Source organism: Methylobacterium aquaticum, from assembly GCF_001043915.1.
Classification (GTDB): domain Bacteria; phylum Pseudomonadota; class Alphaproteobacteria; order Rhizobiales; family Beijerinckiaceae; genus Methylobacterium; species Methylobacterium aquaticum.
Genome location: NZ_LABX01000139.1, coordinates 1 through 20,740, shown reverse-complemented (window position 1 = coordinate 20,740; position 20,740 = coordinate 1). Strand labels below are relative to the sequence as shown.

The 20,740-nt window shown below is 66.4% G+C and carries 18 protein-coding genes and 3 pseudogenes; 18 read left to right on the top strand and 3 right to left on the bottom strand.

Annotation, left to right across the window (positions count from 1 at the left end; genetic code table 11):
* The 12 genes from VP06_RS38625 to VP06_RS18000 all read left to right on the top strand — a co-directional run.
* Nucleotides 1–361, top strand: a 361-nt coding sequence (locus tag VP06_RS38625; protein ID WP_048465171.1) for an ATP-binding cassette domain-containing protein, incomplete at its 5' end; no start/stop codon positions are given.
* On the top strand, nt 361–1,185 hold the full coding sequence (locus VP06_RS18050) for an ABC transporter permease (protein WP_048465169.1): 825 nt from the start codon (nt 361–363) through the stop codon (nt 1,183–1,185). The genes VP06_RS38625 and VP06_RS18050, both read left to right, overlap by 1 nt.
* Before the next feature lie 12 nt (nt 1,186–1,197).
* Nucleotides 1,198–1,821, top strand: coding sequence for a glutathione S-transferase family protein (locus VP06_RS18045; RefSeq protein ID WP_048465168.1), 624 nt, complete (start codon nt 1,198–1,200; stop codon nt 1,819–1,821).
* Nucleotides 1,822–1,882: 61 nt separating this feature from the next.
* Nucleotides 1,883–2,854: a VOC family protein gene (locus VP06_RS18040; RefSeq protein ID WP_048465167.1), complete on the top strand. Its 972-nt coding sequence runs from the start codon at nt 1,883–1,885 to the stop codon at nt 2,852–2,854.
* Nucleotides 2,855–3,014: 160 nt separating this feature from the next.
* Complete coding sequence (locus VP06_RS18035; protein ID WP_048465166.1) at nt 3,015–3,866, top strand: fumarylacetoacetate hydrolase family protein; 852 nt, start codon at nt 3,015–3,017, stop codon at nt 3,864–3,866.
* Between the two features lie 964 nt (nt 3,867–4,830).
* A complete protein-coding gene (locus VP06_RS18030) occupies nt 4,831–5,805 on the top strand; it encodes a LysR substrate-binding domain-containing protein (RefSeq protein ID WP_053081898.1) in 975 nt (324 codons plus the stop codon).
* A 49-nt stretch (nt 5,806–5,854) separates the two neighbouring features.
* On the top strand, nt 5,855–7,270 hold the full coding sequence (gene leuC / locus VP06_RS18025) for a 3-isopropylmalate dehydratase large subunit (RefSeq protein ID WP_048465165.1): 1,416 nt from the start codon (nt 5,855–5,857) through the stop codon (nt 7,268–7,270).
* On the top strand, nt 7,267–7,911 hold the full coding sequence (gene leuD, locus VP06_RS18020) for a 3-isopropylmalate dehydratase small subunit (RefSeq protein ID WP_048465164.1): 645 nt from the start codon (nt 7,267–7,269) through the stop codon (nt 7,909–7,911). The genes leuC and leuD overlap by 4 nt, the downstream gene beginning before the upstream one ends.
* Nucleotides 7,908–9,026, top strand: a complete 1,119-nt coding sequence (gene leuB, locus VP06_RS18015) for a 3-isopropylmalate dehydrogenase (protein WP_048465163.1) — start codon at nt 7,908–7,910, stop codon at nt 9,024–9,026. Before leuD ends, leuB begins: the two co-directional genes overlap by 4 nt.
* A gap of 43 nt (nt 9,027–9,069) precedes the next feature.
* On the top strand, nt 9,070–10,143 hold the full coding sequence (locus VP06_RS18010) for an ABC transporter substrate-binding protein (protein ID WP_048465162.1): 1,074 nt from the start codon (nt 9,070–9,072) through the stop codon (nt 10,141–10,143).
* A complete protein-coding gene (locus VP06_RS18005; protein WP_048465161.1) occupies nt 10,143–10,970 on the top strand; it encodes an ABC transporter ATP-binding protein in 828 nt (275 codons plus the stop codon). Before VP06_RS18010 ends, VP06_RS18005 begins: the two co-directional genes overlap by 1 nt.
* A gap of 10 nt (nt 10,971–10,980) precedes the next feature.
* Complete coding sequence (locus VP06_RS18000; protein ID WP_048465160.1) at nt 10,981–11,847, top strand: ABC transporter permease; 867 nt, start codon at nt 10,981–10,983, stop codon at nt 11,845–11,847.
* A 182-nt stretch (nt 11,848–12,029) separates the two neighbouring features.
* On the opposite strand, the gene VP06_RS17995 is transcribed toward VP06_RS18000, so the two are convergent.
* Entirely contained in the window at nt 12,030–13,418 is a 1,389-nt protein-coding gene (locus VP06_RS17995; RefSeq protein ID WP_245291224.1) for an MFS transporter, read from the bottom strand.
* Nucleotides 13,419–13,475: 57 nt separating this feature from the next.
* On the bottom strand, nt 13,476–14,282 hold the full coding sequence (locus VP06_RS17990; RefSeq protein WP_048465158.1) for a helix-turn-helix domain-containing protein: 807 nt from the start codon (nt 14,280–14,282) through the stop codon (nt 13,476–13,478).
* Between the two features lie 113 nt (nt 14,283–14,395).
* Between VP06_RS17990 and mhpA the strand changes: the two genes are divergently transcribed.
* The 6 genes and pseudogenes from mhpA to VP06_RS17965 form a co-directional block, all read left to right on the top strand.
* Nucleotides 14,396–15,895: a bifunctional 3-(3-hydroxy-phenyl)propionate/3-hydroxycinnamic acid hydroxylase MhpA gene (mhpA, locus tag VP06_RS17985; protein ID WP_048465157.1), complete on the top strand. Its 1,500-nt coding sequence runs from the start codon at nt 14,396–14,398 to the stop codon at nt 15,893–15,895.
* A gap of 33 nt (nt 15,896–15,928) precedes the next feature.
* A complete protein-coding gene (locus tag VP06_RS17980; protein ID WP_048465156.1) occupies nt 15,929–16,780 on the top strand; it encodes a fumarylacetoacetate hydrolase family protein in 852 nt (283 codons plus the stop codon).
* A 75-nt stretch (nt 16,781–16,855) separates the two neighbouring features.
* Nucleotides 16,856–17,836: a VOC family protein gene (locus VP06_RS17975; RefSeq protein WP_048465155.1), complete on the top strand. Its 981-nt coding sequence runs from the start codon at nt 16,856–16,858 to the stop codon at nt 17,834–17,836.
* Nucleotides 17,837–17,846: 10 nt separating this feature from the next.
* Nucleotides 17,847–18,056, top strand: a complete 210-nt coding sequence (locus tag VP06_RS39025) for a 3-keto-5-aminohexanoate cleavage protein (protein WP_425350929.1) — start codon at nt 17,847–17,849, stop codon at nt 18,054–18,056.
* A 632-nt stretch (nt 18,057–18,688) separates the two neighbouring features.
* A pseudogene (locus tag VP06_RS38170) lies at nt 18,689–19,089 on the top strand (transposase); the annotation flags it as partial.
* 121 nt (nt 19,090–19,210) lie between these two features.
* Nucleotides 19,211–20,488 (top strand): annotated as a pseudogene (locus tag VP06_RS17965) (IS1182 family transposase); the annotation flags it as partial.
* 22 nt (nt 20,489–20,510) lie between these two features.
* On the opposite strand, the pseudogene VP06_RS35125 reads toward VP06_RS17965, so the two are convergent.
* A pseudogene (locus tag VP06_RS35125) lies at nt 20,511–20,740 on the bottom strand (IS5/IS1182 family transposase); the annotation flags it as partial.

Sequence of the window (20,740 nt, the reverse complement as noted above, 5' to 3'; positions counted from 1 at the left end):
CTTCCCGCACGAACTGTCCGGCGGCATGCGCAAGCGCGCCTCGATCATCCGCACCCTGGCCTACGATCCGCCGGTGATCCTGATGGACGAGCCCTTCGGCGCCCTCGACGCGGAGTCCCGCATGCACCTCCAGGTCGATTTGCTGCGCCTGTGGGAGACTGGGCGCAAGACGATCCTGTTCGTGACGCACGACCTGACCGAGGCGATCGCGCTCGGCGACCGTACCCTTACGCTGACGAAGTCTCCGGCCCGGATCCGCGGCGAGCACCCGATCGATATCCCGCGGCCGCGCTGCATCGACAGCATCGTGACGGCGCCGGGGTTTCCCTCCCTCTTCGGCCGCATCCGGGCGGAGGTTTGATGTCCGACGTCGTGAACCCGATCCGCCCGAGCCTCCTCGCGTCGGCGCGACCGCGCCTGCGCATCCCCTGGCTGATGCTCGCCCGCGGTGCCGTCGGCCTCGTCCTCGTCGCGGTCTGGGAGGCCGGCGCGCGGTCGATGCCCGATCTCGTCGCCTCCCCAGCCGCCGCGCTGATGCGGCTCTCCGACCTCGCCCGCTCCGGCACGATGCTGCCGATGGTTGGCGTGACGCTCGCCGAGGCGATCGGCGGCCTGCTCCTCGGAGCCGTACCCGGCATGGTCCTGCCGTTCCTGATTCAGCTGTCGCCGCGGGCGACCGCCGCCATCGAGCCGCTCGCCCGGGCAGCGGTGGGGATCCCGAAGCTCGCCCTCAGCCCGATCCTGATCCTGTGGTTCGGCATCGGGCTCGGCGCCAAGGTGGTGCTCGTCGGCGCGATGACGTTCTTCCTGGTCTTCGTCGCCACCTTCGCGGGCATCCGCTCGGTCGGCCCGGGCCTCGTGCGAACCGTCGCAATCTTCGGCGCGGGCGGCCTCGCCATCGCCCGCGAGGTCTACTGGCACAGCGCCCAGCCCTTCGTCTGGGCTACGCTCCGTGCGGCTTTGCCCTGGGCGATCAACGCGGCGCTGGTCGGCGAATTCCTCGCCGCCGAGGACGGCGTCGGCCACTTCATCCATCACGCCTACAACCTCGCCGACGTGACCGGCGTCTATGCCGGCATCATCCTGGTCGCCATCCTCGTCCTCGCCGCCGATTGGCTCCTGGTCGCCGTGCAGCGCCGGGCCCTGCGCTGGCGCCCGGTCGAGGCCGGGACGGTCCTAACCTGACGGAGGTTCGTCATGATGACGCTCTACTTCACCCCCGGCGCTTGCTCGATCGGAATCCACCTCCTGCTGGAGCGCACCGGCCTCGCCTATGAGAGGCGCAGGGTCGACATCCGGGCGGGCGAGAACCGCGAACCCTGGTTCACCGCCCTCAATCCGAAGGCGAAGGTGCCGGTGCTCCGGCGCGACGACGGCTGCGTCCTGACCGAGTTCCCGGTCATCGCCCGCTACCTCGCGGCCGCCGCTCCCGAGGCCGGCCTCTTGCCCACCGATCCCGAGCACCGGCTTCGGGCAGACGAACTGACCGAGTACCTTGTCGCGACCCTGCACATGCAGGGCTTCTCCCGGATCTTCCGGCCGGCCAAGTTCGTCGAGGATCCGGCCGGGCACGAGGCCGTCCGCGCCCAGGGACGCGCCATCGTGCAGGACGGACTCGCGATCGTGGAGCGTCAGATCGGGCCTGGCGGCCCCCTGGCGGATATCCGGACCGTCGCGGACGCGGCCCTGTTCTACATCCTGTTCTGGACCATCGACCGAGCCGGGCTCACGGCCCCGCCGAGCTGCGCGCGGCTCTATGCCGAGTTGCGCGCCTCCGAGGCGGCAGAGCGCGTGTTCGCCGCGGAGGGCATCACGCCGTGACCCCGGGACGCGGCGGGCCTCAACGAACCTTCCGTCCTCTAAAATTCCGAGGAGACGCGACATGGCACTGAAGACGCTCGGCTATATCGGCATCCAGTCGACCCGCCTGGACGACTGGAGCGGCTTTGCCACCGGCCTGCTCGGCATGCAGCCCGTTGATCGCGGCGGACCGTTACGCACGTTCCGGATGGACGACCGCAAGCAGCGGCTTGTCGTCACGGCGGCTGAGAGCGACGGCCTCGGCTTTCTCGGTTGGGAGGTCGACGACCACGATGACCTCGAGCGGATGGCCGCGCGTCTGGACGCCCACGGCGTCGCTGTCGCCCGCGGGACGCGGGCGCTCGCCGACGAGCGCCGGGTCGGCGACCTCATCAGCTTCGTCGATCCCAACGGCCATCGGGTTGAGATCTTCCATTCGCCGGAGATCGCCGGCGATCCCTTTCAGCCGGGCCGGCCGATCTCAGGCTTCAAGACTGGCCCGCTCGGCATGGGCCACGTCGTCCTCAACGTCGACAACATCGCCGAGGCGCTCCCGTTCTACCGCGACATCCTCGGCTTCCAGGTCACTGATTACGGTCTGACACCGTATCCACTCTACTTCTTCCACATCAACGGCCGTCATCACAGCTTCGCCATGGTCGGCTCGGGCAAAAAAAGCTTTCACCACTTCATGGTCGAGCTACAGAGCCTGGACGACGTTGGCCAGGGCTACGACCTCGCGCAGCTCGAGGAGGGGCGGGTCGCCTACACGCTCGGGCGGCACACCAACGACCACATGACATCGTTCTACGCCCATACCCCGTCGGAATTCTTCGTCGAGTACGGATGGGGTGCGCAGGTGATTGACCCGGCGACCTGGAAACCGTTCGAGACCTTCGACGGCCCGAGCCTGTGGGGCCACGAACGCCTTCACCTGCCGGAGGCTCAGCGCGCGCGCATGCGCGAGATGCGACTCGACGCGGCCCGGCGCGGGGTCCGGGTACCGAACCCAACGACTTGCGCCTGGCTCGACTCCGTCATCGGTCGGGAATAGAGCATTTTCCGACGAAGTGGATACCGGTTCGTCGTAGAAAATGCGGCAAAATCAAAGATCTAGAGAAGCTTCGCGATGGCAACGCGATCGTGAAGCGCTCTGGCCGCACCCCGAACCTTCCCCGAAGAACGCCCCTCCCATTACGTGCAGGAGTTTCCCGATGAGGCTCGTCTCATTCATCCAGGACGGACGGCCCGGCTACGGCATCGCGCGGAGCGACGGCGTGGTCGATCTCGGCCGGCGCTGCGGCACCACCTGGCCGACCCTCCGGGACGCCCTCGCGGCCGAGTCCCTCGGCGAGGCCGAGCGGCTCTACGGCGGTACCGCACCGGATCTCGCCTGGGACGATATCGCGCTCGCCCCGGTGATCCCGAACCCGGACAAGATTATCTGCATCGGGCTCAATTACCGCGACCACGTCGCCGAGACCGGTCGGACCCTGACGGAGAAGCCGACGTTGTTCGCGCGCTTTCCTGGCAGCCAAGTCGGTCACCTGCAGCCGCTTGTGAAGCCGGCGATCTCGGATGAGTTCGATTACGAAGGGGAACTCGCCGTCGTGATCGGCAAGGGCGGACGCCACATCGCAGCCGCCGACGCGCTCAACCACGTTGCTGGCTATTCCTGCTACAACGAGGGCAGCGTGCGGGACTGGCAGCGTCATACCAGCCAGTTCCTCGCCGGAAAGACCTTCGCGGGTACCGGTGGCTTCGGTCCTTGGCTGGTGACCGCCGACGAAATCCCCGACCCGTCGCGCTTAACTCTTGAGACGCGCCTGAACGGTCAGGTCGTGCAGCGCGCCACCACCGACCTGATGATTACCCCGGTCGCCGAGCAGATCGCATATATCTCGGCGATCCTGCCACTATTACCGGGCGACGTCATCGTGTCGGGCACGCCCGGCGGCGTGGGGGCGAAGCGGATTCCGCCGCTATACATGCGCCCGGGCGATGTCGCCGAGGTCGAGATCACAGGCATCGGCGTCCTTCGCAACCCCGTCATTGCGGAATCATGATACCGCCGCGCCTTCGACCGGACCCGTCCGAAGGCGCAAGGCAAGCCCGAACGGCGTCGGCGCTGAGGCGCCGGACGCCTTGGCATCGACGTGTCGATACCAAGGTGCGAGGGTATAAAACATGTCATACATCAATATTATTTACTGATTTTCCAGCGGATAGAGACACATAATTCGCTCCAATTGCCGCACATGCTATCGCAACCGATCTGGACCGCTTGCAAACGCTGTCACTTGATTGCGAGTTCAAACTCGGGTTGCGAGCACTCACGTCATGAACCTGAGCGTTTCTACTAGAGTGCTTCACGATCGCGTTGCCATCGCGACGCTTCTCTCGCTCTTTGATTTGGTCGCATTTTCGACGACGAACCGGTATCCACTTCGTCGCAAATTGCTCTGACGCCGTGGCGAAGCAAACAATCGCGGCGCGGAGGGCATGATGCTTGCCGTACTCGATGACATCATGACGAGAAGTGTTTCACCGATGCGACATGGACGGTGTTCCCGGTGGCGCTGGTCCAGATCAGTGTCGTCCCGCTGCTGCGCCACGGCGTCGATTTCCTATCCGGCAAGGACCGGAAGCTCGTGGTGGGGCTCTGAGGAACATCTACCGTGCCCTCGATGCCGGGGGCAGACCTGGGTCAGGGTGATCCCGTTCCCAGCATTTCCCGTTTAGGGTGCTCGGGAGCCTCACCACCACGAACGCCATCGCGGTTCAGAACACGACGCTGCATAGGTCTGCGCACGCTCACGCTTATTTCCTGCCCGGCGAGGCTGCGCCGAAACCGCTCGACCTGGTCTCGAACCACTCCGGGGAGACGGGGAAGACGAGCTTGCGTGAATAGGTCTAGGCCAAAGCGCGATCTTGTCGCCATATTTGGCGTGCGCTCCACCCGCGCCATGGCGGCGTGATGTTCAATCCGCTGCTCCCACGCAGAATCCTCGACGGTCCCCCGGACGGCCCATGCTCCGCTACGACCTCTTCACGCTCGAACTCTTCATCGCCGTCGTCGAGGAGCAGAGCATCGCGGCTGCGGCCGAGCGCGCCCATATCGCGGCCTCCGCCATCAGCCGGCGCCTCTCGGAACTCGAGGCTTTGCTCGGCACGGAGCTCCTGGTGCGCCACTCCAAGGGCATCGACCTGACCGAGGCCGGTACGGCCCTCCTCCATCACGCCCGCACCATCCGCGGCAGCGTCGCCGTCATGGATGCCGAGCTTCGCGATTTTGCCAGCGGCTTGCGCGGCCTGATCCGGGTCTCGGCGAACAAGTCGGCGATCATGGAATCGCTGCCGATGGAGCTCGCCGGCTTCCTCGCCCTGCATCCCCTGATCCGGATCGACCTCGAGGAGGGCATCAGCCCGGAGATCGTGCAGCGGGTCGCCAGCAATCAGGCCGATCTCGGAATCTTCGGCGGCAACATTCCGGCACCGGGGCTGCAGATCATGCCCTACCGGCGCGACGAACTCGTCGTCGTATTGCCGCCTGGCCATGTCCTGTCGGGGCGCGCCTCGATCGCCTTCGCGGATCTCCTCGACTATGACTTCGTTTGCCTGGAACGGGGTTCATCGATCGAGACCCTGTGCCGGCGCGCTGCCGAGGATCTCGGCGGCGAGGTCCGGGTCCGGGTCCGGGTCGGCAGCTTCGAGGGCCAGCTGCGCATCATCGAGAACGGCCTCGGTATCGGCATCGTGCCGCGCCAGGTCTTGCAAGGGCAAATGCGGCGGACGGGGCTGACCGCACTCACGCTTGAAGATCCCTGGCGGATGCGCCCGCTCAACATCGGACTGCGCGACCACGCTAGCCTGTCACGTCCGGCGCGCCGCTTGATCACCTACCTGTCGCAGCCATCTCCAAACGCGACGGCGGCATGCCCAACCGGCGCTTCGCGCGGCGGAGGGCTGTCCCTAGGGTCATCGCCACCGCAGCCCTCCGACTGAGAGGGCGCGCATCCGACGGGGCGAAACGCCCCGCGGGGGAGGACACGCCATGGCAGCGACCCCGCAGGCAGCGAGAACGCTGTTCGCGAAGATCTGGGACGAGCACGTCGTTAGCGACCTCGGCGACGGCGCCGTGCTTCTGCACGTCGACCGGCACCTCCTCCACGACCTCGGCGGCTCGCGCGGCCTGCTTGACCTCAAGCAACGCGGCCTCTCGGTGCACAGCCCGCACCTCACGTTCGCGACGCCCGACCACGCGATCTCCAGCGCTGCCGGCCGGGCCGGTACCACCGAGACCGGCTGGAACCTGCTCCGCGCCCTGCGGGCCGAGACGCGAGACGCCGGCATCCGCCTGTTCGACGTCGGCGAGCGCGGCCAGGGCATTGTCCACGTCATCGGGCCGGAGCTGGGCCTGAGCCTGCCGGGCACGCTGATCGTCTGCGGCGACAGCCACACCTGCACCCATGGCGGCCTCGGCGCGCTCGCCTTCGGGATCGGCTCGTCGGAGCTGTCGCACGTGCTGGCGACGCAGACCCTGGTCCAGCGCCGGCCGAAGACCATGCGGGTTCGCTTCGAGGGCGCGACTGCGCCCGGCGTACTGCCGAAGGACTTGATCCTGCACCTGATCGGCGTCATCGGCGCGGCCGGCGGCACCGGCTACGCGGTGGAATATGGCGGTTCGGCGATCAGGGCGATGCCGGTCGAGGGCCGGCTCACCATCTGCAACCTGTCGATCGAGCTCGGTGCCAAGATCGGCATGGTGGCGCCCGACGACACCACCTTCGCCTACCTGCAGGGGAAACCTTACGCCCCGCGGGGAGAGGCGTGGGACCGGGCGGTCGCGGCCTGGCGCGAACTCGCCAGCGACGCGGATGCCGTCTTCGACCGCGAGGTCGTGATCGACGTCGCGCTAGTCGCCCCCCAGGTGACCTGGGGCACCAGCCCCGAGCATGTCGTCCCGGTCGACGGCCTGATCCCCGATCCCGCGGCCGAGCCTGACCCGACCCGGGCCCGCGCGATGGCGGCAGCCCTCGACTATATGGGTCTCTCCCCGGGTGGTCCGATCGTCGGCACCCCGGTCGACTGGGTGTTCATCGGGTCGTGCACCAACGGTCGCCTGTCGGACCTGCGCGAGGCGGCGGACGTCGCCCGCGGCGGGCGGGTGGCGGACGGGGTGCGCGCTTGGGTCGTGCCGGGCTCCGAGATCGTCAAGCGCGAGGCGGAGGCCGAGGGGCTCGACCGGGTGTTCGTCGAGGCCGGATTCGAGTGGCGCGAGCCGGGCTGCTCGATGTGTCTGGCCGCCAACGGCGAGGTCGTGCCGGCCGGGCAGCGCTCGGTCTCGACGTCGAACCGCAACTTCGTCGGCCGTCAGGGGCCCCGCGCGCGCACCCATCTGGCGAGCCCCGCGATGGCCGCGGCGGCCGCCCTCGCCGGCGCCATCGCCGACGTCAGGAGGGACGGATGAACCGCTTCACCCGTCTTGAGGCCGTGGCAGCGCCGATCCTGATCGAGAACATCGACACCGACGTGATCATCCGCATCGAGCGACTGGTCGGCAACGGCATCCGCGGCACGCTCGCGCCCTGGTGCTTCGGTGCGCTGCGCTACCGCGCCGACGGCTCGGAGGATCCCGACTTCATCCTCAACAGGCCGCCCTACCGCGAGGCGCAGATCATCCTGGGCGGGCGCAACTTCGGCTGCGGCTCCTCGCGCGAGGGCGCGGTGTGGTCGCTCCAAGAGCGTGGCGTCGCCTGCGTCATCGCCCCGAGCTTCGGCGACATCTTCTTCAACAACTGCTTCCAGAACGGCATCCTGCCGGTCGTCCTCGACGAGGCGACGGTCGCCGGCCTCGCCCGCGAGGTCGAGGAGAGCCAGGGCGCCGGCAAGGTCACGGTCGATCTCGAGGAGCGCGTCGTCGTCTCGCCCTCGGGCAAGCACTTCCCCTTCACGGTCGAGGCGCGGCGGCGCGAGGCGCTGCTGCAGGGGCTCGACGAGATCGGCACGACGCTCCGGCAGGCCGATGCGATCACCCGCTTCCAGGAGCGGGATCGGCAGGCACGGCCCTGGGTGTACGCGGCGAGAGATCTTGCGGGAGACGCGGCATGAGCGGGACCAACACGATGCGCGTCGCGGTGATCGGCGGCGAGGGCATCGGGCCGGAGGTCACGGCGCAGGCGAGCCGCGTGCTCGCGTGGTTCTCCGAGCGCCGACGCCTGCCGATCGCGGTCGAGGAGGCGGATTTCGGGCTCGAAGCCTACCGCCGCACCGGCAAGGTGATCCCGCCGGAGACACGCGCGGCGATCGCGGGCGCCGACGCGATCCTGTTCGGCGCCACCGGTGGCCCTGAGACCGCCGAGGTGCCGCCGGAGGCACGGCGTGAGGGCAGCCTGCTCAAGCTGCGCCGCTCTCTCGACCTCTACGCCAACCTGCGCCCGATCGTGACCGATCCGGCCCTCTCCGAATCCGCCCCGTTGAAGGAACGCGTCTTGGAAGGTGTCGACTTCGTGATCGTGCGCGAATTGTCGAGCGGCATCTATTTCGGTGAGCCGCGCGGGATCGAGACCCGGCCCGACGGCAGCCGACGCGGCTTCAACACCAACAGCTACACCACGGAGGAAATCCGGCGAGTGGCCCGCTTCGCCTTCGAACTCGCCCGCAGTCGGCGCGGCCGGCTCTGCTCGGTCGACAAGGCCAACGTGATGGAGGCGAGCGTGCTGTGGCGCGAGGAGGTGATCGCGCTCCACGCCGAGGAATTCCCGGACGTCGAGCTGTCCCACATGTACGTTGACAACGCCGCGATGCAGATCGTGCGGGCGCCGAGCCAGTTCGACGTCATGGTGACCGACAACATCTTCGGCGACATCCTGTCGGACTGCGCCGCGATGGCGGCAGGTTCGCTCGGAATGCTGCCCTCGGCCTCTCTCGGGCCGGCCGACCCTCAGGGACGGCGCCCGGCTCTCTACGAGCCGGTGCACGGCTCGGCGCCCGACATCGCCGGGCGGGGCATCGCCAACCCGCTCGGGTCGATCCTGAGCGTCGCGATGATGCTGCGCCTGTCCCTCGGGCGGTCCGACGACGCAATCCTGCTGGAGCGGGCGGTCGGTGATGCTCTCGGGCGCGGCGCCCGCACGGCCGACATCGCAGAGCCGGGGCGCTCCCCGGTCTCCACCGCCGCAATGGGAGATGCCGTGCTGGCCGCGCTCGACCGCCTCTCGGGCTGACGGCCCGACGTTCCCTCCACTCTCGACCGGGAGACCGTGAGTCATGACGTCCCCCCTGACATCCCTTCCGAAGGTGTCCATCCTGACCCGGCGCACCGTCGTGACGGCGCTCGGCGCGAGTGCGGTCCTTGCCGGATCGCGCGCGGCCCGCGCGGCGACCGCCGCCAAGGGCATCTATCCGGTCGCGACCTGCAGCTACATGGTGGTGTTCGCCGCCCAGGGCCTCGGCTACTTCAAGGACGAGGGCCTCGACAGCCGCCTCGTCCAGGGCGGATCCGGTGTGAAGACCCGGGAGATCATCGCCTCGGGCCAGGGCGACTTCGCTCTCGCCGACTTCGTCCATCCGATGCTGCTGACCAACAAGGGGCGCCCGTGCAAGGCGCTCACCGCCGTCGACCGCATCGCCGCCGGCCTACAGTTCATGATCCGGGCCGATCTCTACGCGCAAGGCATCACCGACCTCGCCAAGTTCGTCGCCTGGAAGCGTCCGGACGGACGAAAGCCCCTCGTCGGTGTCTCGTCGATCGGCGGCACGACCCACGTCTGGTCGACCTACTTCATGGAAAAGCTCGGCTACGACGGCATGGTCACGTGGCTCGGCGTCGGCAACGTCGACACGATGCTCGGTTCGCTGAAGACCCGGCAGGTCGACGTCCTCATCAACACCTACTCGCTCGTCGGCGAGGTCGAGCGCCAGGGCTACGGCAAGCTGCTCTACGACGGCTCCGATCCGCGCAATTGGGACTCCGTGATTGGCGGCACGGTGCCGGTGACGGTCAATTACTGCCTGCAATCGCGCATCGACCGCGATCCCGCCCTCGTCCAGGCCTGGACCAACGCGTTGATGCGCGCGGCGCAATGGGTCGACAAGCACGAGCCGGAGGAGATCTACGGCGCCATCGAGCCCTTCGTCGGCTCGACCTCGCGCGAGTCGAACCTGATCGAAATCAGGGGGACCAAGGCGGTCGGCAACCCGACCGGCCTGATCGACCAAGCCGCGTTCGATCGCGGCGCCAAGGTGTGGTTCCGCGAGATGACCGGCGTGCAGCGGCTGCCGCTCGAGGCCGTCTACGCGGCGCGCTTCGCCGAGGCCGCCGCCGCGAAGTACCCGGCCTGATGCTGGCCCTCGCCGACCCCCCGGCCAGAGCGGCGCTTGCCCCCGTGCGCGTCGACGTGCGGGGCCTCTCGAAATCCTTCGCCCTGAACGGACGCCGGATCGATGCGGTCGAGGACGTCTCGTTCACCGTGCGCCAGGGCGAGTTCGTGTCGCTGCTCGGTCCCTCGGGCTCCGGCAAGAGCACGGTGCTCAACATGATCGCGACCCTGCTCGCCCCGACCGACGGCACGATCCTGATCGACGGTAAGGCGGTCGTGCCGGGCCGGACCACGCCGCAGGTCGGCTACGTCTACCAGAAGGACACGCTGTTCCCCTGGCGGAGTGTGGCCGACAATATCGGCTACGGCCTGGAGCTGGCCGGCTTGAGCAAGGCGGAGCGGCGCGAGCGCGTCGCCCGGGCGGTGGCCCGGGTCGGGCTCACCGGCTTCGAGGCGGCCTATCCGGCCTCGCTCTCCGGCGGCATGCGGCAGCGCGCCTCGCTGATGCGCACACTCGTGCGCGAGCCCGAGATCCTGCTGATGGACGAGCCGTTCGGCGCCCTCGACACCCACACCAAGCTCGACATGCACGACGTACTGCTCAAGATCTGGGAGCGCGAGAAGCAAACGGTGCTGTTCGTCACCCACGATCTCGGCGAGGCACTCACCCTCTCGGACCGGATCATCCTGTTTTCCGCCCGGCCGGGGCGGATCAAGGACAGCTTCGAGGTACCGTTCCCCCGCCCGCGCGACGGCGTCGCCATGCGCGAGACGCCCGAATACGCCGTCCTGTTCTCACGGATTTGGCACGCACTCGGCGAAGAGTTCAAGAAAGCGAGGACGTCATGAGTACCTTGCCATGAGCCGGCCGCTCGCCACCCTCGCCTGGCAGATCGGGATCGTCGTCGTCCTGCTCGCACTGTGGCAGTGGGCCTGGAGCCTCAAGCCCTACGCGCCCTGGGCGGTGCCGGACCTGTTCGATCCCTACTTCGTGTCGCGACCCTCGGAAATCTTCGCGCAGTTCCTGCGTCTGAGCTGCCTGCATCCGAAGCCCGGCGAGTGGGCGATGCCCGGCGGGACGGCGTTCTCGGCCTGCACTGCGCGCTACGAGAACAATCTGTGGTTCGCGACCTTCGTGACGTTGCGCAACACCTTGTTCGGCTTCCTGACCGGCGTGACGAGTGGAGTGGTGCTCGGTCTACTGCTCGGCCGCTCGCCGCGCTTGGCCGAGATCGCCTCGCCCTTCGTCACCGCGGTGAATTCGATCCCCCGGATCGCGCTCGCCCCGATCATCATCCTGGCCTTCGGCATCGGCGACGCCTCGAAGATCGCGACGTCGTGGATCGTGGTGGTGTTCCTCGTGTTCTTCAACACCTTCGAGGGCGCGCGCTCGGTCGATCCCGACTACGTCAACGCCTCGCGGCTGCTCGGCGCCTCGGAGTGGCAGATCACCAGAACCGTCATCATTCCCTCGACGATGGCCTGGGTCTTCGCCTCGCTGACCCCGGCGGTGTCGTTCGCGCTGATCGGCGTGATCGTCGGCGAGTTCATCGGCGCCGAGTTCGGGATCGGACGCCTGATCATTGAGTCCGAGGCGCGCGGCGAGGCCGCCGGGATGATGGTGGCGGTCTTCGTGCTGATGATCGTCGGCATCGTGCTGTCGGCCGGGATCCAGCGCATGCAATCCTACCTGCTGCGCTGGCAGCCGCGCCATCAGGGTCGATAGGCAGAGTTGGATCGCCTGTCTCTCAAGTAATCGTCGGCACGCCGGGCGCTTGGTAGACGGAATGGGCTCGGACTGCGAGCTTATGCTTTGCGCCAACGGCGGATGCACGTCACTCGAGTTCAGCGTTGTCCGATGTTGGTCTCACAAGCGGCAGCGGAATGCTCTCCGCTGCCGCTTTCCCGTCACGCTGTGCGAGGACGATAGGACGCCCCGGTCGGGCGGCCGAAGCTTGGAAGAACAAATGTACTCGCCAGGGTAATCAGAGTGCAGAAGGCGATGTAGTAAGCCGGCGCCATCAGGATGCCGCTTCGCTCGATCATCATCGAGGCCGCCAGGGGCGCGAAGCCCGACAAAAGCGTCACGGATATGTTGTACGAGAGCGCGATGCCGCTGAACCTCACGCGGGTCGGAAAGATCGTCGCGACGATGCTCGGCCAGATGCCACTCGAGATCGAGAATGCCAGCGAGAGCAGCCCAAGAAGCATCACCAGGTGCTCGCTGCCCGACACGATCAGGGTCCAGATCGGCAGAACGAGAAGCAGCACGATCGCGCCGGCCCGCAGCACGAGGTGTCTCGGCAGGCGGTCGCCGAGCCAGCCGGTGACGAACAGACCGGCGGAACTGACCAGGAGCGCTGCCGTCATGGCTTGTGCGACGAGGGCGGGGCTGTAGTGGAGGGACTGAACCAGGTAGGCCGGCACGAAGCCGTACAGCATGCCGTTGAAACCACCGACGACAGCGACGACAGCGGCAGCGGTCACTACGGCCCGGCCGTGGTCGCGAAGCAATTCGACCGCCGGATTGCTCGCGACCGAGTGCATACGGATGAATTCCGGTGATTCCTCCAAAGTGCGACGCAGGAGGTAGCTGACGCAGCCGATCAGCCCACCGAGGAGAAACGCGATCCGCCAACCGTACGCGGCGACATCGGCCGGTGCGAAGACGTGCTGAATGCCAAGATTGACCAGGGTGGCGACGAGAACACCGACATTGACGCACAAGATGATGATGCCGCAGGCGAGCCCGGCCCGCTCGGATGCTGCCTCCACCGCGTAGGTCAAGGCGCCCGGCAACTCGCCCCCCAGGCAGATCCCCTGGACGAGGCGCAGCGCGATGAGCAGCAACGGCGCGGCAAGCCCCCAGCTCTCATAGGATGGAAGCAAGCCGATCAGGATCGTCGCCGCCGTCGTTGCGAAGAGCGAGCCCAGGAACACAGGTCTCCGGCCATAGCGGTCACCGATCCAACTCAGGACGATGCCGCCGATTGGCCGCGCGAGAAAACCCAACGCCAGCACGGAGAACGAGAGGATCAGCGAAACGTACGGATCGGTCGCCGGGAAGAATTGCTTCGCGATGTACTGAGCAAAAATCCCGTATATGATGAAATCGTAATATTCGAGCGAGCCGCCGAGGCTTGCCAAGGCGACAACGCGCCATTGCGCACGGTTGAGCGCCTTCGGGCGGCCGATGTGGGACGCTGCATCTGTTCCTGACATTGGTGCGCTTCCTCCAAGCTTTCGCTGCGCGGCGATTCGTCGACCGCGGCGTTTTTTCCAGGCAGACATCGTCATGCTGGCTGCAGCGGATCGGTTGTAGGAGGAGGCTTGCTCGCCGGACGAGCAGCGTTTTCAATCTGCCCGGCTGGTGGACAGACCCGCGTCCTGATTGGCCCCTGCCGTCAGCCGGGCCTCGATGGTGGCCTTGGCTCCTCGCAGGGGCGCGAGGCAGCGCTCGACGCCCTCGTCGTGGCCGATCACCCGCGCCATCCAGATCGCGCTGATGCAGCCGAGCACCCGGTCGCCGTCCATGATCGGCAGGGCCATCGCGCCGGAATGCGGCCAGATCGGTCCTCCTTGCCTGAGGCCGTAGCCGAGACGCTGCGTCGCCGCGATGACGCGCTCGGCATAAGCGGTATCCCGCGCCGGGGCATCCGCCGGATCTTCGGACCTGGCCAACAGGCTGAGGAGCGTGGTGCGCTCCGCCGCCGAGGTGAACGCGATGTAGGCCAGGCCGGCGGAGCTACCCAGAAGCGGCAACTCCCGGCCGACCATGTTCCGGTCGATCGACAAAGGGGCGACGCGGTGCGTCGTGTCGCGGATGATCATTCGGATGCCTTCGAGCGTCGACACGTCGCAAGGCCACGAGATCGACTTCGTCAAGTCGAGCAGGACCGGAGCGGCCACGGCCGAGATCCAGTGCTCGTCCTCGAAGCCCTCCGACAAGCCGCGTATCTTGAGGCTCAACTGATAGCGGTCGTCGCCCGGGCTACGCCGGACATATCCGAGATCGAGCAGCGTCTGCAGCAGGCGGTAGACCGTCGCCCGCGGGACCTTCGACTCCTTGGCCAGCATGAGTGCCGTCGCGCTGCCGAGGCGGTTGAGGGCTTCGAGCACGGCCAGACCCCGCGCGAACGATCGGCTTGCCTTCGGTTGCATCGGCGCTGCCCGCTAGGTGGACATCTCGAACAACGGCTTTGCGTACCGTCCTGTCAACGTGAAAAGTGTCCCACATCAGCCGGATGCAACGCGGTGTCAGTAGGAGGAGGCGCATGGCGCCGAACGACGCTTCTCGGGAAGCTACAGAGCAAGTCGAGGTTGCGATCATCGGCTGCGGTCCGGTCGGTGCGATGCTTGCCAACCTGCTCGGCTTGCAAGGTGTCAGCTGCGTGGTCCTTGAACGCGAGGCTGAGATCTACGCACTTCCCCGCGCCGTTCATTTCGACGACGAAGTAATGCGGCTGTTCCAGACGGTCGGGCTCGCCGACGCGATGCAGTCCCTCGTCCATGTCTCCCCGGGCATGAAGTTCATCGACGACGCCGGACGACTCCTTCTCGACTGGTCGCGCCCGCAGGGCATTGGTCCCCAGGCGTGGCACTTCAGCTACCGCTTCCACCAGCCGGATCTGGAACGCGTCCTGCGCTCCGGTCTCGCCCGCTGGCCGACGGTCACGGTGCGTCTGCGCACCGAGGTGTTCGCGGTCGAGGAGGCATCGGCTGGCATCGAGGTCGCCTACGAGGATCTCGCGACGGCGCGTCTCGGCCGGTTGCGCGCGAACTACGTCGTCGGCTGCGACGGGGCACGCTCCCTGATCCGCCGGCTGATCGGCAGGCCGATGGAGGATCTCGGCTTTCACGAGCGGTGGCTGGTGATAGATGCGATCCTGAAACGTCCCCGTCCCGATCTCGGCGATTACAGCATCCAGCATTGCAGCACACGCCGACCGGCCACCTATGTCCGGGGGACGGGTGATCGCCGCCGCTGGGAGATCGCCGTTCTGCCCCACGAGGACGGACCGACGCTGACGCAGCCGGCGGCAGTCTATGCGCTGCTGCAGCCCTGGGTGACCTCTGAGGACGTCGAGTTGGAGCGCGCCGCGCTCTATACGTTCCACTCCGCCCTCGCCCCCGTTTGGCGCGCCGGGCGCCTGCTGATCGCGGGCGACTCGGCCCACCTGACGCCCCCCTTCCTCGGTCAGGGGATGTGCGCGGGCATGCGGGATGCCGGAAACCTCGCCTGGAAGCTCGCCCGTGTCCTGCGCGGTCAAGCCGACGATGGCCTGCTCGACACCTACCAGGAAGAGCGTTGCCCGCATGTGCGGGAATACATCGAACTGGCGGTGCGGCTCGGCGGCCTGATCAACACCAAGGCCATGGCGGCGGCCCTGCCCGAGAGCGCGCTCCCCGGGGGAGAGGCGGCGCGGATGAGTTCGCTCAAGCCGACCCTGAAGCGGGTGCTGACGGGAGGCTGGGACGAGCCGGCCGGCCAGATCGCGCCGCAGCCGCTCCTCGCCGATGGAAGCCGCCTCGACGATCGGGTCGGTTACCGTTTCGCGGCTCTGGTCGAGCCCGAACTGGCCGAGACGATGCCGCCCCGCATCCGCGAGCTTTTAGCCGCGCGGGACGTCGTGATCGTCGCTGACGAGGCCCCGGAACAGCGGGCATGGCTGCGGCAGACGGGAGCGGCCGCCGTGCTGGTGCGGCCCGACCGCTACGTGCTCGGGGCCGCCCGGTCCATCCAAGAACTGGACGCCCTGGCTCAGGCCATCTGAGCGTCCTCGGGATCGCAACAACCGGAGAGAACCATGAAGCTTGTATCCTTCTACCGCGACGGCAAGTCGACCTACGGCCTGGTCAAGGCGAACGGTGTCGTCGACCTGGGCCAGCGCTACGGAACAACGTGGCCGACGCTGCGGGACGTCCTGGCGGCGGACGGGCTGGCGCAGGTGGAGCGCGAGACGCAGGACGCGGCGCCGGATCTATCCTGGGAGGGCCTCACGCTGGCGCCGGTGATCCAGAACCCGGACAAGATCATCTGCATCGGCCTCAACTACCGCGACCACGTCGCAGAGACCGGCCGGACCTTGACGGAGAAGCCGACTTTGTTCGCGCGCTTCGCCGGCAGCCAGGTCGGTCATGGGCAGCCGTTGGTTAAGCCGGCGGTCTCGGACGAGTTCGATTACGAGGGGGAACTCGCCGTCGTCATCGGCAGGGGCGGCCGCCACATCGCAGCCGCCGACGCGCTCAGCCACATCGCCGGCTATGCCTGCTACAACGAGGGCAGCGTGCGCGACTGGCAGCGCCACACCAGCCAGTTCCTGGCTGGCAAGACCTTCGCGGGGACGGGCGGCTTCGGCCCCTGGCTGGTGACCGCCGACGAGATCCCCGACCCGTCGCGCCTGACCCTCGAGACGCGCCTGAATGGTCAGGTCGTCCAGCACACCACCACCGACCTGATGATCACGGCGATCCCGGAGCAGATCGCCTACATCTCGACGATCCTGCCGCTGCTGCCCGGGGACGTCATCGTGTCCGGCACGCCGGGCGGGGTCGGCGTCAAGCGCAAGCCCCAGCTGTTCATGCGCGCCGGCGACGTCGTCGAGGTCGAGATCAGCCAGATCGGCGTCCTGCGCAATCCCGTGGTCGCCGAGGCCTGAGCACCGGCAAGCAGCCCCCTTCCCGGGTGCCGCCTCTTCGCAGGCGGCACTCTCCAGGCGGCAAGGAGACCAGCGATGGATGCAGGATTGACGGCTCTCGGCTACATCGGCGTCCGCTCGACGAAGCTGGACGACTGGAACGCTTACGCAACGCGGCTGCTCGGCATGCAGCCTGTCGACCAAGGCGGGGCCGTGCGGGCGTTCCGCATGGATGATCGCAAGCAGCGCCTGGTGGTGACCGGCGACGAGGGGGAAGGCCTCAACTTCCTGGGCTGGGAGGTCGCGGATGCGCGGGCGCTCGATGCCGTCGCGGCGAAACTCGATGCCCACAAGGTCGCGGTGCGCCGCGGCTCGCGCCGCCTGGCTGACGAGCGGCACGTGCGGGACCTGATCGTGTTCCACGACCCGGCCGGGAACCGCATCGAGGTCTTCCACGGGCCGGCAATCGCCAGCGATCCCTTCCAGCCCGGACGACCGATCTCAGGTTTCAAGACCGGCGCACTCGGCATGGGTCACGTCGTCCTGAACGTGGTGGACGTCGAACCCTTGCTGCCGTTCTACCGCGACCTGCTTGGGTTCCGGATCAGCGATTACGGCGTCAAGCCGTACAAGCTGTACTTCTTCCATATCAATGATCGCCACCACAGCTTCGCCATGGTCGGATCCGGAAAGCTCGGCCTCCATCACTTCATGGTCGAGCTCTACAGCCTCGACGACGTTGGCCAGGGGTACGACCTGGCACAGCTGGAGGATGATCGTGTCGCCTATACGCTCGGGCGTCACACCAACGATCACATGACCTCCTTCTACTCACACACGCCGTCCGGGTTCTTCGTCGAGTACGGCTGGGGCGGGCGTGAGATCGAGCCGGCGACCTGGGAAGCGCACGAGACCCATGACGGGCCGAGCTTCTGGGGCCACGAGCGACTGTACATGGAGCCGGAGCAGCGCGCCCGCCTGCGCGAGATGCGCCTGTCCGCGGCCGCCCGCGGCGTGCGGGCCCCGGTCAACGTGCCGAACTGCCCCTGGCTTGACGCGGTGATCGCCCGCGAGTGATCCGGGCGCCCTGCGCAAGGCCGGGCCCGCGGGCTCAATCTGGTTCGCGTTCGGGATGTCGCGGCACCGACCCCAGATGGTCACGCAGGCGATGATCCTCGGCGGTCACGCCCACGTCGATCTGGAGGACACCCTGTATATCCCGCGGAATCCTGGCACCCGGCGACGCAATGCTGGTCGCACGCGCGGCCTGCATTGTTCAAGAACTAGGTTCTGTTAGACCCTCTAAGCCCGTTTTCCGTCGAAATTAGTTGCCACAACACCAGATAGGTCTTGATTTTTGGTATTATATTTTTCTAATTGTACTTGAAATATGAGAGAGATTAAGATAATTAAAAAAGCATTTATACCAGAAAAACATATGTTTTGTTGATTTTTTTGATATTTATGTTTAAAAATTTTCAACCAAATCTTTAGATAGGAAACATGTGGAAAAACAAGTATGCGGCTTTATTGGTTGTTAGAATCTTGTTTATACGCCAATAAAAATAAAAAATGGCCATGACAATTTCTTGGAAATTTGTTTTAATAATAATGCTGGTATAAAATTCAGTTCTAATGGACGAGACAGCGGAAGCATAAATATAATATGAAAAATTTAAAATAATAAATTGAAGTTCCAACCGGACTATGAAGATTCTAGTTCAGGAATATCTTGTGATTTTATAATAATTGATATTATTTTTCTTTATACTTATAATTGCTCAATTGGAAATGCAAAAGTGGAAGATAGATATTATAAAATGCAGCGGTGACTACCAGAGATTCATTCGGACATAGTGTAATGGTTTAGGGATCCCTCCCCGGCCTGTGGTCGGGCGCAAGCGCCGCGTGCTGACTGACACCGGCGGCCAACTGCGCGACGCCTTGGCTGGGCAGGGCGTCGCCACCAGCACCAGCAGCCTGTCGCGCTTCCTGGCCCGCCATCGCATCACACGCAAAAAAGGGGCTCTCCACCCCGCCGAGCAGGACCGGCCGGATGTAGCAGTGGCCCGCCAGGCGTGATTCGAGGGTCAACTCGACCTCGATCCGGACCGTCTGGTGTTCATCAATGAGACGGCGGCCTCAACCCGGATGGCGCGTCGCTACGGATGGGTCCCGCGCGGCCAGCGCTGTCGCCTGGCGATACCGTACGGGCACTACAAGACCACCACAGTCACGGCGCCTTGCGCATGAGCGGCCTGACGGCCACGGCGATCTTCGAGGGCGGCACCAACGGCCGGCGCTTGCTGGACTACGTCACCAACATCCTAGCAGCCTGTCGGATTTGGCCGCGTTCTCCGCTCGTCGCTCTGGGCTGATAAGCTGTTGACTTCGCAGGAGTTCAAGCAGTTTTGGAAGGCGCTTCCGGCCCGGTCGGCGTAGAGTGCGGCCATGGCCGTCCTGCGATCCTACAGCCGCGAGCAGCGGTTCCTCCTCCCGCCCGACCTCGCGGACTGGGTGCCCAATGACGATCTGGCCCACTTCGTCATCGCCGCCGTCGAACGCGTCCCGCTCGACGCATTCAAGATCAACCATCGCGGCACGGGTAAGGCCCAGTACCATCCCCGGCTGATGCTCGGCCTGCTGATCTACGGCTATGCCAATGGCATCTTCTCGTCGCGGCGCCTCGAACGGGCCACCTACCGCGACATCGGCGTGCGGTTCGTCGCTGCCGACCAGCATCCCGATCACGACACGATCGCGGCGTTCCGCCGGGACAACGCTCGCGCCTTCGAGGCGGCGTTCCTGCAAGTGCTGCTGCTGGCGCGCGAGAGTGGGCTCCTGAAACTCGGCACGGTGTCGATCGACGGCACCAAGATCGACGCCAACGCCTCGAAGATCCGTTCGGTGCGCTACGACCGGATGCAGGAGCTGCGAGCCAAGCTCGCGGCCGACATCGCGGCGCTGACGGCCCGAGCCGAGGCGGCCGATGCCGAGGACGCGCCCGATCCGCAGGCGCTGCCGCGGGAACTGGCCCGGCGGGAGACCCTGAAGGCCAAGCTCGACGCCGCCTGCGCCCGGCTGGAGGCCGAGGCCCGCGCCGCGCACGGGCAGGCCAAGGCCGAGCATGAGGCCAAGCAGGCGGCCTATGCGGCCAAGACGGGGCGCCGCGGCAAGCCGCCGGTGCCGCCGGACGACGGACCAGACGGCAACGGGCCGCCGCCCGCGCCCGAGCGGCAGAGCAACCTGACCGACCCCGACAGCGCCTTGATGCGCAAGTCCGCCCGGCACGAATACCGCCAAGCCTACAACGCCCAGGCCGTGGTCGATGCCGAAGGCAGCCAGTTGATCGTGGCGACCGGCATGGCGACCAGCCCCGGCGACCAGCCGACCTTCGCGGCGACCATCCTGGCGATGGAGGCCAGGATCGGGTTGCCCCGGACGGTTCTGGCCGACGCAGGCTTTGCCGGCCGGGCGCCGGTCGAGGCCCTGAAGGCCCGGGGCATCGAGCTCCTGGTGGCGATCAAAGCGATGCAGGGGGAGCGCCCCTACGACTTCCGGCCACCGCCGGCCGAGCCAAAGCCCGACCGTGCGGTCAAGGAACCCTGGAGGCTGGCGATGCAGGCCACGATGAACACCGAACCGGCCAAAGCTCTGTACCGGCTGCGCAAGCAGACCGTCGAGCCGGTGTTCGGCATCGTCAGGTCGGCGATGGGCTTCCGCCAGTTCCTGAGAGTCCGTTAGGAAAGAGTTAACTCATAGTGATTGATGCGAGCATCCGCCCGATTGATGCAAAAAGCATCGCACCGGCCGAGACGTGGAGCAACGTTTCATAGTCGACCTTGAGGCGGCGCGAGCCCGTGAGAACGCCAATGCTCTGCTCGACCCGCCATCGTTTCGGCAGGAGAACAAAGCCCTTCGACCCCTCTGGTCGAAGAACCACCTCGACCGCACGTTTCAACCCGGATTGAACGGCATCGA

Excerpts from the sequence above, each read along its gene's own strand:
- VP06_RS18010 (WP_048465162.1), top strand. The coding sequence starts at position 9,070 with ATGACGTCCCCCCTGACATCCCTTCCGAAGGTGTCCATCCTGACCCGG.
- VP06_RS18000 (WP_048465160.1), top strand. The coding sequence starts at position 10,981 with ATGAGCCGGCCGCTCGCCACCCTCGCCTGGCAGATCGGGATCGTCGTC.
- VP06_RS18035 (WP_048465166.1), top strand. The coding sequence starts at position 3,015 with ATGAGGCTCGTCTCATTCATCCAGGACGGACGGCCCGGCTACGGCATC.
- VP06_RS17975 (WP_048465155.1), top strand. The coding sequence starts at position 16,856 with ATGGATGCAGGATTGACGGCTCTCGGCTACATCGGCGTCCGCTCGACG.
- VP06_RS17990 (WP_048465158.1), bottom strand. The coding sequence starts at position 14,282 with ATGCAACCGAAGGCAAGCCGATCGTTCGCGCGGGGTCTGGCCGTGCTC.
- VP06_RS18005 (WP_048465161.1), top strand. The coding sequence starts at position 10,143 with ATGCTGGCCCTCGCCGACCCCCCGGCCAGAGCGGCGCTTGCCCCCGTG.
- mhpA (WP_048465157.1), top strand. The coding sequence starts at position 14,396 with ATGGCGCCGAACGACGCTTCTCGGGAAGCTACAGAGCAAGTCGAGGTT.
- VP06_RS17995 (WP_245291224.1), bottom strand. The coding sequence starts at position 13,418 with ATGACGATGTCTGCCTGGAAAAAACGCCGCGGTCGACGAATCGCCGCG.
- VP06_RS18050 (WP_048465169.1), top strand. The coding sequence starts at position 361 with ATGTCCGACGTCGTGAACCCGATCCGCCCGAGCCTCCTCGCGTCGGCG.
- VP06_RS18030 (WP_053081898.1), top strand. The coding sequence starts at position 4,831 with ATGCTCCGCTACGACCTCTTCACGCTCGAACTCTTCATCGCCGTCGTC.
- VP06_RS17980 (WP_048465156.1), top strand. The coding sequence starts at position 15,929 with ATGAAGCTTGTATCCTTCTACCGCGACGGCAAGTCGACCTACGGCCTG.
- VP06_RS18045 (WP_048465168.1), top strand. The coding sequence starts at position 1,198 with ATGATGACGCTCTACTTCACCCCCGGCGCTTGCTCGATCGGAATCCAC.
- VP06_RS18040 (WP_048465167.1), top strand. The coding sequence starts at position 1,883 with ATGGCACTGAAGACGCTCGGCTATATCGGCATCCAGTCGACCCGCCTG.
- leuB (WP_048465163.1), top strand. The coding sequence starts at position 7,908 with ATGAGCGGGACCAACACGATGCGCGTCGCGGTGATCGGCGGCGAGGGC.
- leuD (WP_048465164.1), top strand. The coding sequence starts at position 7,267 with ATGAACCGCTTCACCCGTCTTGAGGCCGTGGCAGCGCCGATCCTGATC.
- leuC (WP_048465165.1), top strand. The coding sequence starts at position 5,855 with ATGGCAGCGACCCCGCAGGCAGCGAGAACGCTGTTCGCGAAGATCTGG.